The sequence below is a fragment of the Clostridium sp. BNL1100 genome (assembly GCF_000244875.1).
Classification (GTDB): Bacteria; Bacillota; Clostridia; order Acetivibrionales; family DSM-1351; genus Ruminiclostridium.
In genome coordinates, this window is record NC_016791.1 from 1447275 (window position 1) to 1463485 (window position 16211).

Genomic DNA, 16211 nt, shown 5'->3' on the forward strand with positions numbered 1-16211 from the left:
GTTGTTAATATGAGTACTTTAAAAAACAAGATTGATTTTGCAGTGATTATTTCGGTTAAAAACGCCAACCCAAACGGTGACCCACTGAATGGAAACCGTCCTAGAGAAAATTATGACGGATATGGAGAAATATCAGATGTGTGCATCAAAAGGAAAATAAGAAATCGTCTACAGGACACGAATAAAGAGATTTTTGTTCAATCAGACGAAAGAAGAACAGATGGCTTCAGAAGTTTGAAAGATAGAGCAGACGGTTGTCAGGAATTAAAAAAATTGATTAAGGATAAGGAGAAATATGCTGAGTATGCCTGTTCAAAATGGATTGATGTAAGGAGCTTTGGTCAGGTATTTGCATTTAAGGCAGGTGAGGATAATTCTGTTTCTATAGGAATAAGGGGCCCCGTATCAATACATTCAGGTGTCAGTGCTTCACCAATAGAAATATCAAGTATGCAGATTACAAAAAGCGTAAATGGAGAAACCGGAAAAGATCCTGACAAAAAGAGTGCAGATACAATGGGTATGAAGCATAGAGTTGATTTTGGTGTGTATGTGATTTATGGAAGTATTAATACCCAATTAGCTTCTAAAACAGGGTTTAGTGAAGAAGATAGTGAACTTATAAAAGAAGCGTTAAGAACATTATTTGAAAATGATTGCTCGTCTGCAAGACCTGACGGAAGTATGGAGGTACATAAGCTTTATTGGTGGAAGCATAATTGTGAAATAGGGCAATACTCTTCTGCAAAGGTACATAGAACCTTAAACATCAAGGCGAATGTTGATGTTCCAAAATGCATTAATGATTATTCTATTTATTCAAATGATTTAGAGGGATTGGAACTAAAAGTTTATGACGGAATATAACGAAGAAGACTTTCTGCTATTATCAGGTATTCAGCACTTTGCTTTTTGCAGGAGGCAATGGGCGTTAATACATATTGAACAGCAGTGGCAGGAAAATCTGAGGACGGTTGAAGGGAATATACTGCATGAAAAGGCTCATGACGACGGATTCTCAGAAAAACGCGGAGACGTAATTATTTCAAGAGGTATGGCTGTTTTTTCAAAAACCCTTGGAGTCAGCGGTGTATGTGATATTGTGGAACTGCATAAATGTGCCGATGGTGTGAACATATTTGGCAGAGACGGGTTGTACAGGCCTGTTCCCATAGAGTACAAGAGGGGTAAGCCAAAGGAAAATGATGCTGATATTCTTCAATTGTGCGGACAGGCTATGTGCCTTGAAGAAATGCTTTTGTGTGAAATCAAGGAAGCATACATGTTCTACGGAGAGACTAAACACAGGCTGAAAATTATACTTGATAATGCTTTACGTGAGCGGGTCAGAGATGTTATTCAAGAAATGCATGAATTGTTTGAGCGAAAATATACCCCAAAAGTAAAACCTTCTAAAAGCTGCAAAGCCTGTTCATTGGCAGATATTTGCATGCCAAGACTATGTAAAAATACTTCTGTATCAAAATATATTAGAGATAGTTTGAAGGAGGCGGAGCAATGAGAAAACTCTTAAATACTGTTTATATTACCTCTCCTGACAGCTATCTTTCCTTAGATGGAGAGAACCTTGTTGTACTAAAAAGAGATAAAGAGGCTGCACGATTGCCGCTGCACAATCTGGAAAGCATTATTGCTTTTGGATATACCGGAGCAAGTCCGGCACTGATGGGTGCATGTGCAAAACGAAATACTTCTCTTAGTTTTATGACCCAAAGCGGAAAATTTCTGTCAAGGGTCGTTGGAGAGGTAAGGGGAAATGTAACTTTAAGAAAAGCACAGTACAGATTATCTGATAATATGGAAGAAAGCACGAAGATAGCCAGAAACTTTATCTTTGGGAAGATTTATAACGGCAGGTGGGTTATTGAACGTGCCACCAGAGATTATTCGGAGAGGCTTGACGTCAATAAGCTTAAAAGGGTGTCAGAAGGATTGGCAAAAGCCTTGAATCTTGTATTGAACTGTGGAAATTTGGATGAACTCCGCGGCTTTGAGGGAGAGTCTGCAACACAGTATTTTAGTGTGTTTGATGACTTAATACTTCAACAGAAAGAAAATTTCTTCTTTCACGGAAGAAATAAACGTCCTCCTCTTGATAATGTTAATGCAATGCTGTCATTTGTTTACACTCTGCTGGCACATGATACAGCGGCGGCACTGGAAACTGTCGGTCTTGACCCTTATGTAGGCTTTATGCATAGGGACAGACCCGGAAGAATATCTCTGGCACTGGATTTAATGGAGGAACTGAGATGTGTTTATGCTGACAGGTTTGTAATTTCTCTTATTAATAAAAGGGTAGTCAACTTCAATGGTTTTACGCAGAAAGAGGACGGGGCAGTAATAATGGATGATGATACTCGCAGAACAATTTTACAAGCGTGGCAGAGCAGAAAACAAGAGAAAATTACTCACCCCTTCTTACAGGAAAAACTGGAATGGGGACTTGTACCTTATGCTCAAGCAATGCTGCTGGCAAGGTTTATCCGAGGAGATTTGGACGAGTATCCTCCATTTTTATGGAAGTAGGTGAATTGTATGATGGTACTTATTACATATGATGTTAATACAGAATCTGAGGGCGGAAAAAAGAGATTACGACGTGTTGCGAAGCAATGTGTCAACTATGGTCAACGGGTTCAGAATTCTGTTTTTGAATGTGTTATGGATGCCGCAAAGTGCAGGGAAGTTAAGAACAAGTTGGAAAAAATAATTGACAAGGAAAAGGATAGTTTGAGATTCTATTATCTAGGTAACAATTATCAAAACAAAGTAGAGCATATTGGTACAAAAGAATCTTTTGATGTCGAAGGTACATTAATTATATAGTGTGCGAATGTGAAGCAAACATTAAAACACGGGGATATTCGCACCGAAAAAACAGTACTTTTTTAGGTTATTTTACTTACTTATATTTACCTTCATTTACGAATAGATTTTTAATGCTTATTTTTTGTGCAACATTAACAAGTAGGTTTAATTATTTTGTTTATTTTTGCTGTCGCTCCTCTCGTAGGAGCGTGGATTGAAATCGTAGTTGCTTGAAGGTATGAACAGTTTTACTTTGAGTCGCTCCTCTCGTAGGAGCGTGGATTGAAATTGACATAATGCGAGACATTAGAGACGAACTTGGAGTCGCTCCTCTCGTAGGAGCGTGGATTGAAATCATCTCATCCTCCGATTTAGCAAACATTAGCCCGTCGCTCCTCTCGTAGGAGCGTGGATTGAAATACCTGTGAAGAATAGTGCCAATATGCCTGTAACAAGTCGCTCCTCTCGTAGGAGCGTGGATTGAAATAGAAATTATGTAAGCGGTATTGGACACCCCAGAGTCGCTCCTCTCGTAGGAGCGTGGATTGAAATCAGAACGTATAACAGTTCCATCATCATATATACTGTCGCTCCTCTCGTAGGAGCGTGGATTGAAATCACTTACTACTTTTGCAATTGTACTCATATGTAAAGTCGCTCCTCTCGTAGGAGCGTGGATTGAAATCAGTTATAACTTACAACTGACAACATAACAACAATGTCGCTCCTCTCGTAGGAGCGTGGATTGAAATCTCAATTAATTCAGCCATTTACACTCCCTCCCCTGGTCGCTCCTCTCGTAGGAGCGTGGATTGAAATTGTACATTTATACCTATATACCTTTTTAAAAAAAAGTCGCTCCTCTCGTAGGAGCGTGGATTGAAATGTCATTTGTAGCGCCTTTTGCAATTTGGCTTTTAGTCGCTCCTCTCGTAGGAGCGTGGATTGAAATAAATACTTGCGCATTACCCTGGATCACACCCACAGTCGCTCCTCTCGTAGGAGCGTGGATTGAAATTCGCCTTTTGACTGTTTTAGATAGCTTTGCAATACGTCGCTCCTCTCGTAGGGGCGTGGATTGAAATATCTCTATGGATCCTGAAGACTTTGAGTATTATCTGTCGCTCCTCTCGTAGGAGCGTGGATTGAAATAAACTGAACTCTGAATCTCTAGCTCTGGCCAAAGTCGCTCCTCTCGTAGGAGCGTGGATTGAAATAAGTTGTCGGAGTGTTTGTTATAGCAATGCTTGCGTCGCTCCTCTCGTAGGAGCGTGGATTGAAATTTAACTTCGATAATTAGCAGGTTATCGTTATCATCGTAGCTCCTCTCGTAGGAGCGTGGATTGAAATTTTACTATAAATAGCTACATAATGATAATTATTGTCGCTTCTCTCGTAGGAGCGTGGATTGAAATCCTCATCAACAAACGCTTGTGCTGCATCAAATAAGTCGCTCCTCTCGTAGGAGCGTGGATTGAAATACCATAACCCCAATATGTTGATATTTAATCAAATAGTCGCTCCTTTCGCAGGAGCGTGGATTGAAATTCCATCGATTTTGTGCTTTTTAAACAGATTTGCAGTCGCTCCTCTAGTGGGCTAAATCCGAAATTACGACTATAGAACTTATTAGCTTACAGAATATACCATAAAATTATAAGGATAGTACAAATTTTTTTTTATATTGCAAAGTAAAGGTAAACTAAATTTGTATATAGTAGGTGAGTATATGAAAGTACCGGATATTTAGAACGCAGTAAAAATACCAAACGAAGCTGAAAAATTAAACCCTGGAGCATGGGTTGAACATAACAAAACAGCAGGTATGTGTGCATATAGAATACAATGATTATGACCATTTAATTCAGTTGTGATGCAATTTCGTTTCCTACAGGACCAACTTATATTGAAAAAAACTTGTTGATGTCATATTAAGAAGAGGTTTAATGAACTAACTATCCTAAAATGGAAACCACTTTTTGAGATTAAGCATTATTTTGATAATAAAATTAATGGTGATATTTATAAATTGTTAAAAGTGTAATTCCATTTTTGAGTAGAAGTGAAAGGAGTGCATCTTTGATGCCTAATAATATCATTAAATTACAACCCCAAGATTACTTTAAATGCAGCAACATATGGGATATGAATCGTAATTCTGAAAATGCCAAGAAGTGGTATGATGAATTAGTAAAAGGTATAAGAATAATTTTTGTTTATACAGAAAATGGTGAATTTATTGGAGAGGGGGCCTTGGTCTTACACAACAGTGATCCGGATTATACTATTCCGGGTAAACGAGTATACCTTTCTCGCATGGTAGTCAAAACCAAATATCGTAATCGAGGTATTGGGGGTATTATTCTTGATTTTCTTATTAACTATGCCAAAGTCCTTGGATTTGAGGAAATTTCTTTAGGGGTTGATATTGATAATATAGTTGCTAAACACCTTTATGAAAAAAAGGGTTTTACAAATATAATCTTTGAAGGAGAAGATGAGCTCGGCAAATATATAAAAATTCTAAAAAAGATATAATTCAATTTGAGGAATATCCATAAGTTGTATAACCTTCCCTTTAAAATGGAAATAATTAGTACAAATAATCATTTTCAATTAAAGGGGTTTATTATGACAAAAAGAATTAAAACGATACTATTTATATTTATGGCAACATTTGCTTTACTGGTGACAAGACTATTTTATATACAGGTTGTTGTTGGTCCCGGCTATTCAAAGGAAGCTTCCAGTCAAAGAGTGAACAACGTTAATATAGAAAATTCAAGAGGCGATTTTTTGGACAAGAATGGAATAAAGCTTACAGGAAGAACACCAAAAGTAACTGTAGTTCTGAAACCTTCTCTTCTTCGTGGACAGAATGAAGCCGTTGATAATATATGCCGGATACTGGGGCTTGATCCCGAAAAAACAAAAGAATCTTTGCAAAGAAAGAATACCCCCATAATAATGGAAGTTGACAGTGAAACAAAGGATGTTCTTTCCCAGCTTAATTATGAAGGAATATCTTTTGTAAATACATTAAGCAGATACAACACTGATACCAGGGCAAAACATTTGCTTGGTTACTTGAATAAGGTTGACCAGGTGGGAAGTTTTGGTCTGGAAAAAATATATGAAAAAACATTGAATTATGGCAAAACAGACTCAATAGGTGTAATAACAGACGGAGGTAATAATTTACTGGGTGGTCTCGGATACAGAATAATTGAAGAAAACAGTGAGAATAAAAAGCTGGATATCAGGCTTACCTTAGATTACCATATACAGAGTATTATTGAAAAAGTTCTGGATGAAAAGGGATTAACAGGCGCTATTGTAGTAGAAGATGTGGCAACGGGAGATATTGTAGGTATGTGCAGTAAACCGGATTTTGACCCCAACGATATTGAAAACTATCTGCTCAATAACAAAAAGCCTTTATTTAACAGAGCTGTTGCCCAGTACAATATCGGTTCAGTTTTCAAGTTGATTGATTTGGCTGCCGTATTTGAAAAAGACCAGGATTACAACATGGTATTCAACTGTCCGGGATATATACAAATAGGAGATACAGAGTTTAAATGCTCTTCATATAATACCGGAGGCCATGGAACAATAGATATAAACAGTGCACTTGCAAAATCATGCAATGCTTATTTTATTAATATGTCCTTGGAACTGGGTGCTGAACCAATAATCTCAATGTGTGAAAAACTAGGTCTTGGAAAATTTACAGGACTGTCTAAACAGGGCATTGAAGAAGCAAAGGGGGTAATTCCCGCCATAACGGATCTTCAAAATCCCGGTGATGTTGCAAATGTATCTATTGGGCAGGGACAAACTATGGCAACTCCGGTTCAGATAGCTGATATGATAGCTACTATTGCTAACGGTGGCATAAAAAACAATGTTAATGTAGTTGATTGTATAGTAAACGAAGAAGGTAACAAAGTAAGGGATTTGAAGGAAACAGATCAAAAAAGAGTACTGTCAAAGGCCACCAGTGACAGGATTAAAAACTTAATGGAAGGTGTTGTAAACACCGGTACAGGGAAAAAGGCCAGTATTGATGAGTATGGGGGCGCAGGAGGCAAAACGGGAAGTGCTGAAACAGGTCAATATGTAGACGGCCAAAAAGTAGTTCAGGCATGGTTCGCAGGATATTTTCCGGCAAAATCTCCAAAATATTCGGTAGCTGTTTTTATCGAGGATGGAAGAAGCGGAGGAGAATCAGCAGCACCTATATTTGCAGAGATTGGAAAAGAGATTATGAAAAAAGGACTATAACAGAATATATTATAAAAAATGGTTTCACAACTTATAAATGAGAATGTGAAACCATTTTAACGTAAGGGCTTGCTGGCAGTAAGCAGTTTTTATTTGGCCTTACATCCAAGCACCTTTACTATGTTCATTATAAAACTGTCAAAATATTTTATTTCTTTAAGCTTTGGGAGCCAGTATTCTGGATTGCTTTGGGTTCTCTTAATTATATCTTCTGCATTTGTAAAATCGTGTCCCAAAATTTCCTGACATACCTGTAAAACCTCTTTTGCCTTATACTTTGTATTCGGACCCGGAATTCCGTCATTCACAAGTCCTGTCATAGACTGAAAATCTTTGATATTCATAGTACAATTTACCCCCTTCAGACAGCTGTTCCTGATTGCTATTTTTTGATCCTCACTTATCCCTATATGCTCAATCAATTGAACATGCCAAGGCTCATAGGACATGGGCTTTACCAAACCATACTTTTTTAGCTGACTGTTGGTAAGTTCTTCAAACCAGCCATTCATATCCATTGCAATACAGAAGCAATGATTTGATTTTCCATAAGCAGCTGCAAGACATCTTCTGTTACTTCCCGTACCGATATACACTGAGCCGTCATTTAATTGATAGCTACCCTTATTCTGAGCCAAAACCAGTTTGGCTGTGGCTTTTTGACATTCCAGAGAGCGATACCCTGCTGAACACTCGGCGTCTTTTTGAAAATCATTGCATACTCGGTTTACTGCGTCTAGCAGTTTAGGAAATATGTAAGCCTGATCAGGATGTTTGAATTTTACACTATGCATCTTTAACCAACTCCTCCCTTATTTCATTTATTCTGAGATGAGCTTGTTTAGCACTTTCCTCAACACGGGCCAATCTATCTGCATGGTTGTTTACAGTATTGTTAAGGCACCTTATTTCAAGCAGTGTAGTATCACTGCTCCGCTTAATATAATCAATATCTGCCTTAAGCTGCCCGGCCTCAATACCGCTTTGCTTGGATTCACCTTTAATCCTCGCCTGCATTGTAATATAACCGAAAATAATCCCGCAAACAGCCGCAACGCATGTAATTAAAATGTTTAATTGCATCTGCACCCCCTCTTTCTTTTTTTATATAAAAAGGACTACCTATTTATAAGTAATCCTTTCGGTTAATATTACAATCATATCTTATAAAAATTTTTACAACCTACCCGATTTGATGGATTTAATAAATAGTTTATGAAAATAAGTTTATGGAAATATTAGTTTGGCTATGAATATAGCCGGAGTGGATGACAGATTTTTGCACAGGACATTTTAGTATATGTTTTCTGCAAAAGGACTGCAATTATTTCCATGGCAGCTACATATTATAGAATTAAAAACTGAATGGATATAAACAAATTGTTCTTTCCGTAAAAAAGATTATAACTGATAATGTATTATACTCATTAGTTCAATTTTAAGTGTTTGAATAGCATCCTCTCTTGGAAGCATGATATATCTGGATAAATATTCAATATCAGCATTGAAATAATCCAAAATCTTATCCATACATTCTTTATCACCTTGTTGAGCCTTTTTAACCATCTCTAAAAATCCATTAGATTTTTCCGCAATAACTCCAATCCCTTCTTTTTCCATTTGTTCACCCCCTGTTGAGTCATATGTAATTCGAGTGCAACTTCTTTTTCTGTCATTTCATCAATTATTGTTTTTTCTAAAATGAATCTGCACTTTTCCCATGGTATGGTGTCCAATAGTTCTTTTACATATAGTTTTGAAAGTATTTCTGTTTCAAACCCACAGTTATACGCCTGATTTTCAAAAATTATCTGACATTCTTTAGCTTGTTGAACACGCGCTTTATACTGTATTCTCCATGCTGCTCTTCTCAGTAGTTTTCTGCAATTTTCCACCGAGATGTCATCGTTTGTATACATAAATATACCTCCGAAGTATGATGGTTTTTGTAATTCAATAATCCGTCTTTTAACAGTGTTTTACTTGTGTGAATTCTTTTTTGCTAGTGATGTCTTCCCGTGGTGTTTCACTAATATAGTAATATTTTCGGTACATATAACAACCATAATTTAAAAAAATTACAATTACTTACATAAAATTGTAACTAGTTTTTTAAAAAAAGTTGTAAAGAGTGGGGAGAAATTGCCTTTATATAAGAAGGAGGTTTAATTTGAAAGGTTGTATTCTGACTTTTTAATAAAAAAAAAGGGGGTGTTGGTTTTTATGTATTTGTAGGATGTCTTAGATTATATTTTGAAAAATACAAAATAAGCAATTGGAGGAATTCAGATGAAAGAAAAAAAATCGCCTTTTGCGGCGAAGAGTAAGAGCATTAGCATGCTACACAAGTGGGTGTGCTGCATCCTGCTTGGGGTACTGTCATTCTCGTTGGCAGTAGTATTAAGTGATGGGCAGGCATATTCTGCTGATACCTCAGGGTCTGCTTTATATGCAGTTTCTCCGCTCCGTCAACAGATGATGTTATCACAGCCTTCGCCGGCAGTAACCGGAGGACGAGGATTTATGATGCCTCTGACAGTTGTAGCGAAGGATGCTGAAGGAAAGCCTCTTGCCGGTATTCCGGTTACTTTTGAAGTATCCGATAGTAAAATAGTAATTGCACAAATGAGAGGCTACGAAAGCAGGTTTATTACTGCTACGACGGATGCAAATGGTATGGCATCTTGTGTAAATACATATACAGGCTATGTAGGCGAGGGCTACCAACTGTATTCACTAATCACAGGGTCAATAGAAAATCTGCAGGTTAAGGCAAGTGTCCCCGGATTGAATACTATAACCTTTACAGTTCAGGTAGGGACATATAGGGCAAACCTTGTAGATAACACTCCTCCGCTAATGTCTGTAAGTGCAAAGGATGACACCGGTGCTGAATATATAGCTGGAAAGTGGACTAATCATACGGTTACTGTAACCTATGAAGCTAAAGATACAATGTCTGCTATAAAAAGCTGTACACCGGAGCAGGTTTTTTCAGACGATGGTGCAAACATGACATCTACAGGTACTGCGGTTGATAGTGCAAACAATACTTCAACTCTGACATTTAGTCCCATATGTGTTGATAAATCTCCTCCTTCTACCAATGCCACATTACCAAATGCAGAAGCATTTGGATGGTACAACAAAAATGTTCCAATTAGCTTTGGTGGGACGGATTCCTATTCCGGTGTTGAATCAATTTATTACAGGATTGGCAACGGTGAGGAAATAAAACTTCCCGGCCCGAGTGCAACAGCAGTTGTTGAATTAGAAGGATCTCAGGAAATCTACTTTTATGCGGTTGACAAAGCCGGCAATATTGAAAGTACTAAAACAGTATATACCAAATTAGATAAGTCTCCTCCCGAAGTAGCATGTAGTGTCAGTCCCGAAAGTTACGAAAATGGCTGGAATGACACTAATGTTACTGTTACTCTTAAAGCAACGGATATATATTCAAATGTTAAAGAAATTCATTACAAAATCGGTGAAACAGGCACAGAGAATATAGTTCAGGGAACCCAGAAATCCTTCATGATAAATACCGAGGGCATTACTGATGTAATCTACTGGGCTATTGATAGAGTAGGGAATAGCAGTACTCAACAATGTACCCAAGTAAAGATTGATAAAACAAATCCAGCGGTGTACCCGCCTAAAGATATAACTGTTGAAGCAACTGCAGTAAAAACTCCTTTGAACATAGGTATTGCAACGGTTGAAGATATGTCAGATGTTGAACTGACAAACGATGCACCTGTAGACGGATTCCCTGTAGGAGTAACTTTCGTAACATGGAAAGCAAGGGATAAAGTGGGAAATATGACTTCTGCTGTACAGACGATTACTGTGAAAGATACCATAGCACCTGTGCTTACGGTACAAGGTGATATAGTTGTCGAAGCCACCGGGGTAGGAACCAAGGTTTCGCTTCCTCCTGCAAAAGCAACGGACATATTCCCTGTAGCTATTTCAAACGATTCTCCTGAAGAATTTCCTGTAGGAGAGACGCTTGTTACATGGACTGCAGAGGATGCAAATAAAAATATTACTAAAGCGACTGAAAAAGTAATAGTAATTGATTCTACAAAACCAGTTCTTACTGTTCCTGATAATATGACGATAGAAGCAATTGGAAGAAGAACACCTGTAAATATAGGTCAAGCATTGGCTACAGATATATTTAAAGTGGATATAACTAATAATGCTCCTATTGACTATCCGGTGGGAAAAGCCACGGTTACATGGAAGGCAACAGATGCCAATGGTAATGTGACCACCAAAGACCAGATAATAACCGTTCAGGATACAAAAGCACCGGATCTGGTTATTCCGGAAGACATAACAATTGAAGCAACAGACAGAAAAATGGTGTTGGACATCGGTCAAGCAACGGCAACAGATATATTCAATGTCACAGTTTCAAGTAATGCTCCTGAATACTATACTATAGGGACAACACATGTAATATGGAAAGCTGTTGATGAAAATGGCAATGTTACAACTAAAGTTCAGAATATAACTGTAACAGACAAAACCAAACCGGTCATAACAAGACCAGCAGATATTAAAGTAGAAGCTACGGGAATTTTGACACCAGTACAGATACAAGTACCAGAAGCATACGACATATTCCCTATTGTAATTTCCAGCAATTGCCCTGAGACTAAGCTGTTTCCTATAGGAACTACAATTATCAAATGGAAGGTAATTGATGAAAATGGAAACGAAAGCATTATTGAACAGCGCATTACAGTAGTAGACACAACAAAGCCGCTATTGACAGTACCAAAAGACGTAAAAGTTGAGGCAACGGGAATAAGAACTCCTGTAAACATAGGTCAAGCCATAGCAAGTGATATATTCAGTGTAGATATAAAAAATAACGCACCAAATGACTATCCAATTGGTACAACCAAAGTAATATGGACTGCAACTGACGCAAATGGCAATATAACTATCGGCTATCAGAACGTAACCGTAGAAGATACAACAAAACCTGTTCTTTCAGTGCCCGGGGACAAAAAGGTGGAAGCAACTGCCATAAGAACACCCGTAGACCCTGGTATAGCTACAGCAAAAGATATTTTCCCGGTTACAATAAAAAATGATGCTCCGGCGGATTATCCTATTGGAACCACACCTATCACATGGACAGCAACGGATGAAAATCAAAATGCAGATACAAAGGTTCAGAATATTACTATTGTTGATACAACAAAGCCTTTGTTAATTATTCCTGATGATATAACAATTGAGGCAACGCAGGTAAGAACACCAGTAGACATAGGCAAAGCAGAAGCCAAGGATATATTCCCAGTAGAAATAAAGAACAATGCTCCTGCAGATTTCCCGGTGGGAATTACCAAAGTTATCTGGACAGCAACAGATGCTAACGGAAATCAAAGCGAAGCTTTACAGAACGTAATTGTAAAGGATACTACAAAACCTGTTTTGACAATTCCAAATGATATTACATTGGAGGCTACTGCTAAACTCACCCCTGTTGATATCGGAAAGGCCGATGCAAAAGACATATTCCCTGTTGAAATTAAAAATAATGCACCTGAGGCTTATCCTCTTGGTACAACAGTGGTAACCTGGACTGCAACTGATGCAAACGGAAACGCAATAACTAAAACACAAAATATAACCATTACAGACAAGACATGTCCAATTCTTGAAGTGCCGGAGGACATAACTAAAGAGGCTACCGCAATTTTAACACCAGCAGACATTGGTCAAGCCATAGCAACTGACATATTTGATCCAAGTACAAAAAATGATGCTCCACAAGCTTATCCTCTGGGAACAACAGTAGTAACCTGGACAGCCACTGATACAAACGGAAATACTACAACTAAAACACAAAGAATAAGAATTGTTGATACTACACCGCCGGAACTTAATATCCCAGGTGATATAACCAAGGAAGCAACAGCTATATTGACTCCTGTGGATATTGGACAGGCATCAGCAAAGGATATATTCGACGTAAAGGTTGCAAATAATATACCGGAAGCCTATCCGGTAGGAACAACAGAAGTAACCTGGACAGCAACCGATGCCAACGGAAATTCTACAACTAAAGTACAGAAAATAACAATAACAGACACTACCAAGCCTACATTAAAGGTTCCAGAAGATATAAAAACAGAAGCAACAGCAATAAATACACCTGTTGATGTTGGGATTGCAGAAGCAACTGACATTTTCGAGGTAAACGTAAAGAATGATGCTCCTGAAACCTTCCCAATCGGGACAACAGAAGTTACATGGACAGCTACCGATGCAAATGGAAACGTAACAACAGCGGTACAAAAAGTAACAATACAGGATACAACAAAGCCGTTGCTTTTAATCCCTGACGATATAACAACCGAAGCAACAGCAGTAAATACACCAGTAGCAGTAGGAGATCCAAAAGCAACTGACATTTTCAAGGTAGAAGTAAAGAATAATGCTCCAGAAGCCTTCCCAATCGGATTAACAGAAGTTACCTGGACAGCTACCGATGAAAACGGAAATGTAACAACAGCGGTACAAAAAGTAACAATACAGGATACAACAAAGCCGTTGCTTTTAATCCCTGACGATATAACAACCGAAGCAACAGCAGTAAATACACCAGTAGTAATAGGAACTGCAGAAGCAACTGACATTTTCAAGGTAGAAGTAAAGAATAATGCTCCAGAAGCCTTCCCAATCGGATTAACAGAAGTGACCTGGACAGCTACCGATGAAAACGGAAATGTAACAACAGCGGTACAAAAAGTAACAATACAGGATACAACAAAGCCATTACTTCTAATACCCGACGATATAACAACCGAAGCAACAGCAGTAAATACACCGGTAGCAGTAGGAGATGCAACAGCAACAGACATTTTCAAGGTAGAAGTAAAGAGTGATGCTCCGGAAACCTTCCCAATCGGAACAACAGAAGTTACCTGGACAGCTACCGATGAAAATGGAAATGTAACAACAGCGGTACAAAAAGTAACAATACAGGATACAACAAAGCCATTGCTTTTAAAACCTGATGATATAACAACCGAAGCAACTGCAGTAAATACACCTGTTATTATTGCTGAAGCAACAGCAACAGACATTTTCAAGGTAGAAGTAAAGAGTGATGCTCCTGAAACCTTCCCAATCGGATTAACAGAAGTTACCTGGACAGCTACCGATGAAAATGGAAATGTAACAACAGCGGTACAAAAAGTAACAGTACAGGATACAACAAAACCTGAATTGGTTATACCAAAAGACATAACAACCGAAGCAACTGCGGTAAATACACCAGTAACAGTAGGAACTGCAGAAGCAACAGACATTTTCAAGGTAGAAGTAAAAAGTGATGCTCCTGAAACCTTCCCAATCGGATTAACAGAAGTTACCTGGACAGCTACCGATGAAAACGGAAATGAAGCTACAGCCGTACAAAAAGTAACAATACAGGATACAACAAAACCTGAACTGGTTATACCAAAAGACATAACAACCGAAGCAACTGCGGTAAATACACCAGTAGTAATCGGAACTGCAGAAGCAACTGACATTTTCAAGGTAGAAGTAAAGAGTGATGCTCCGGAAGCCTTCCCAATCGGAACAACAGAAGTAACCTGGACAGCTACCGATGAAAACGGAAATGCAGCAACAGCGGTACAAAAAGTAACAATACAGGATACAACAAAGCCTGTGATAAGCGTTCCACAAGACATAACAACCGAAGCAACTGCAGTAAACACACCAGTACCAATAGGAACTGCAGAAGCAACAGACATTTTCAAGGTAGAAGTAAAGAATAATGCTCCAGAAGCCTTCCCAATCGGAACAACAGAAGTAACTTGGACAGCTACCGATGAAAACGGAAATGCAGCAACAGCGGTACAAAAAGTAACAATACAGGATACAACCAAGCCTGTAATGAGCGTTCCACAAGAAATAACAACTGAGGCAACGGCAATAAAAACACCTGTTGAAATTGGAAAAGCAACAGCCTATGACATTTTCCACGTGGATATTACAAACGACGGTTTGTTGGATTATCCGATAAATACGACGAAAGTAACCTGGACAGCAACCGATGCAAATGGAAATGTTACTACAGGTTATCAGAATGTAACAATCATAGATACTACTAAGCCTAAATTGACCGTTCCTGAGAACATAACCGTGGAAGCTACAGCGGTAAGGACCCCTGTAAGCATTGGACGAGCCACTGCAACTGATATATTCCCGATAATGTTGATGAATGATGCACCTAAAGACTATCCGATAGGAAAAACAATCGTAACTTGGATGGCAAGAGATATTAACGGTAACGAATCACAGGCTGAGCAGTATATTACAGTAAAGGATACAACACCACCTGTGCTGAAAATACCAGCAGACATTACAGTTGCTGCGACAGGCTCACGAACAAAGGTGTTAATTGGAACGGCAACAGCAACTGATATATTCGGTGCAAATGTAACAAATGATGCTCCGGCAGATTTCCCTGTAGGAAAAACAGCCGTAACATGGACTGCAACAGATGCTAACGGTAATATTACCAAAGCTGTACAGTACATAAACGTTGTTCAAAAATATGTAATAAAATCATTTAATGCAAATACGAATACAACTTCAAACGCCATTGAACCGAAGATACTACTTGAGAACACCGGGGACACACAGCTGAAACTATCTGATTTAAAAATAAGATATTATTTTACATCAGAAGGGGACAAATATCAGCTATACTGGTGTGATTATGCACAAATTGCGGGAACTGCCGGAAGTCGTAACGTAACCTCATGTGTAAAGGGAAGCTTTGCAAAATTAAGTGGAACACAATGTGATCACTACCTTGAAATAAGTTTTTCTAACAGTACGGAAGTTCTTAAACCGGGAGAAAAAGTTGTAGTTCAGGGAAGATTTGCAAAGATAGACTGGTCAAGTTACACACAAACCAATGACTACTCATTTAACCCAACAGCTAGAGATTACACTGAAACATCAAAAATAACCGTATACTCCTCTGGAAACCTAATTGGAGGAATAGAACCATAAAATCGGTTCAAATCATTACAAGCTGCAATCCG

11 protein-coding genes and 1 CRISPR repeat array are annotated in these 16211 nt (G+C 38.3%); of the genes, 7 read left to right on the forward strand and 4 right to left on the reverse strand.

All coding sequences use genetic code 11. The features are described 5' to 3' along the window. Positions 1–9 precede the first annotated feature (9 nt). From cas7c to CLO1100_RS06130, 6 genes are all read left to right on the forward strand, one after another. Positions 10–867, forward strand: coding sequence for a type I-C CRISPR-associated protein Cas7/Csd2 (cas7c, locus tag CLO1100_RS06105; RefSeq protein ID WP_014312880.1), 858 nt, complete (start codon positions 10–12; stop codon positions 865–867). Beyond that, entirely contained in the window at positions 854–1522 is a 669-nt protein-coding gene (gene cas4 / locus CLO1100_RS06110) for a CRISPR-associated protein Cas4 (RefSeq protein WP_014312881.1), read from the forward strand. Before cas7c ends, cas4 begins: the two co-directional genes overlap by 14 nt. Then, a complete protein-coding gene (gene cas1c / locus CLO1100_RS06115; RefSeq protein WP_014312882.1) occupies positions 1519–2550 on the forward strand; it encodes a type I-C CRISPR-associated endonuclease Cas1c in 1032 nt (343 codons plus the stop codon). The genes cas4 and cas1c overlap by 4 nt, the downstream gene beginning before the upstream one ends. 9 nt (positions 2551–2559) lie before the next feature. Continuing rightward, a complete protein-coding gene (gene cas2, locus CLO1100_RS06120) occupies positions 2560–2850 on the forward strand; it encodes a CRISPR-associated endonuclease Cas2 (RefSeq protein WP_014312883.1) in 291 nt (96 codons plus the stop codon). A 171-nt stretch (positions 2851–3021) separates the two neighbouring features. Further along, positions 3022–4380: direct repeats of the CRISPR family, unit length 32 nt; unit sequence GTCGCTCCTCTCGTAGGAGCGTGGATTGAAAT. 534 nt (positions 4381–4914) lie between these two features. Further along, the gene (locus CLO1100_RS06125) at positions 4915–5370 is read left to right on the forward strand and encodes a GNAT family N-acetyltransferase (RefSeq protein ID WP_014312884.1); all 456 of its coding nucleotides are present in this window, start codon (positions 4915–4917) and stop codon (positions 5368–5370) included. A 93-nt stretch (positions 5371–5463) separates the two neighbouring features. Further along, entirely contained in the window at positions 5464–7119 is a 1656-nt protein-coding gene (locus CLO1100_RS06130; RefSeq protein WP_041700181.1) for a penicillin-binding transpeptidase domain-containing protein, read from the forward strand. A gap of 89 nt (positions 7120–7208) precedes the next feature. Here CLO1100_RS06130 and CLO1100_RS06135 read toward each other — a convergent pair whose 3' ends face one another. From CLO1100_RS06135 to CLO1100_RS06150, 4 genes are all read right to left on the reverse strand, one after another. Next, positions 7209–7913, reverse strand: coding sequence for a peptidase M15 (locus CLO1100_RS06135; RefSeq protein ID WP_014312886.1), 705 nt, complete (start codon positions 7911–7913; stop codon positions 7209–7211). Beyond that, positions 7906–8202: a hypothetical protein gene (locus CLO1100_RS06140; RefSeq protein ID WP_014312887.1), complete on the reverse strand. Its 297-nt coding sequence runs from the start codon at positions 8200–8202 to the stop codon at positions 7906–7908. Before CLO1100_RS06140 ends, CLO1100_RS06135 begins: the two co-directional genes overlap by 8 nt. Before the next feature lie 318 nt (positions 8203–8520). Next, a complete protein-coding gene (locus CLO1100_RS06145; RefSeq protein WP_014312888.1) occupies positions 8521–8739 on the reverse strand; it encodes a helix-turn-helix domain-containing protein in 219 nt (72 codons plus the stop codon). After that, a complete protein-coding gene (locus CLO1100_RS06150) occupies positions 8688–9038 on the reverse strand; it encodes a sigma-70 family RNA polymerase sigma factor (protein WP_014312889.1) in 351 nt (116 codons plus the stop codon). Before CLO1100_RS06150 ends, CLO1100_RS06145 begins: the two co-directional genes overlap by 52 nt. A 370-nt stretch (positions 9039–9408) precedes the next feature. Between CLO1100_RS06150 and CLO1100_RS06155 the strand changes: the two genes are divergently transcribed. After that, positions 9409–16179, forward strand: coding sequence for an HYR domain-containing protein (locus CLO1100_RS06155; RefSeq protein WP_014312890.1), 6771 nt, complete (start codon positions 9409–9411; stop codon positions 16177–16179). Positions 16180–16211 lie beyond the last annotated feature (32 nt).

What these genes read in the sequence shown, in the direction of transcription:
- cas1c (WP_014312882.1), top strand. Translation starts at nt 1,519, where the DNA reads ATGAGAAAACTCTTAAATACTGTTTATATTACCTCTCCTGACAGCTAT.
- CLO1100_RS06125 (WP_014312884.1), top strand. Translation starts at nt 4,915, where the DNA reads ATGCCTAATAATATCATTAAATTACAACCCCAAGATTACTTTAAATGC.
- cas2 (WP_014312883.1), top strand. Translation starts at nt 2,560, where the DNA reads ATGATGGTACTTATTACATATGATGTTAATACAGAATCTGAGGGCGGA.
- CLO1100_RS06150 (WP_014312889.1), bottom strand. Translation starts at nt 9,038, where the DNA reads ATGTATACAAACGATGACATCTCGGTGGAAAATTGCAGAAAACTACTG.
- CLO1100_RS06140 (WP_014312887.1), bottom strand. Translation starts at nt 8,202, where the DNA reads ATGCAATTAAACATTTTAATTACATGCGTTGCGGCTGTTTGCGGGATT.
- cas7c (WP_014312880.1), top strand. Translation starts at nt 10, where the DNA reads ATGAGTACTTTAAAAAACAAGATTGATTTTGCAGTGATTATTTCGGTT.
- CLO1100_RS06135 (WP_014312886.1), bottom strand. Translation starts at nt 7,913, where the DNA reads ATGCATAGTGTAAAATTCAAACATCCTGATCAGGCTTACATATTTCCT.
- CLO1100_RS06145 (WP_014312888.1), bottom strand. Translation starts at nt 8,739, where the DNA reads ATGGAAAAAGAAGGGATTGGAGTTATTGCGGAAAAATCTAATGGATTT.
- CLO1100_RS06130 (WP_041700181.1), top strand. Translation starts at nt 5,464, where the DNA reads ATGACAAAAAGAATTAAAACGATACTATTTATATTTATGGCAACATTT.
- cas4 (WP_014312881.1), top strand. Translation starts at nt 854, where the DNA reads ATGACGGAATATAACGAAGAAGACTTTCTGCTATTATCAGGTATTCAG.
- CLO1100_RS06155 (WP_014312890.1), top strand. Translation starts at nt 9,409, where the DNA reads ATGAAAGAAAAAAAATCGCCTTTTGCGGCGAAGAGTAAGAGCATTAGC.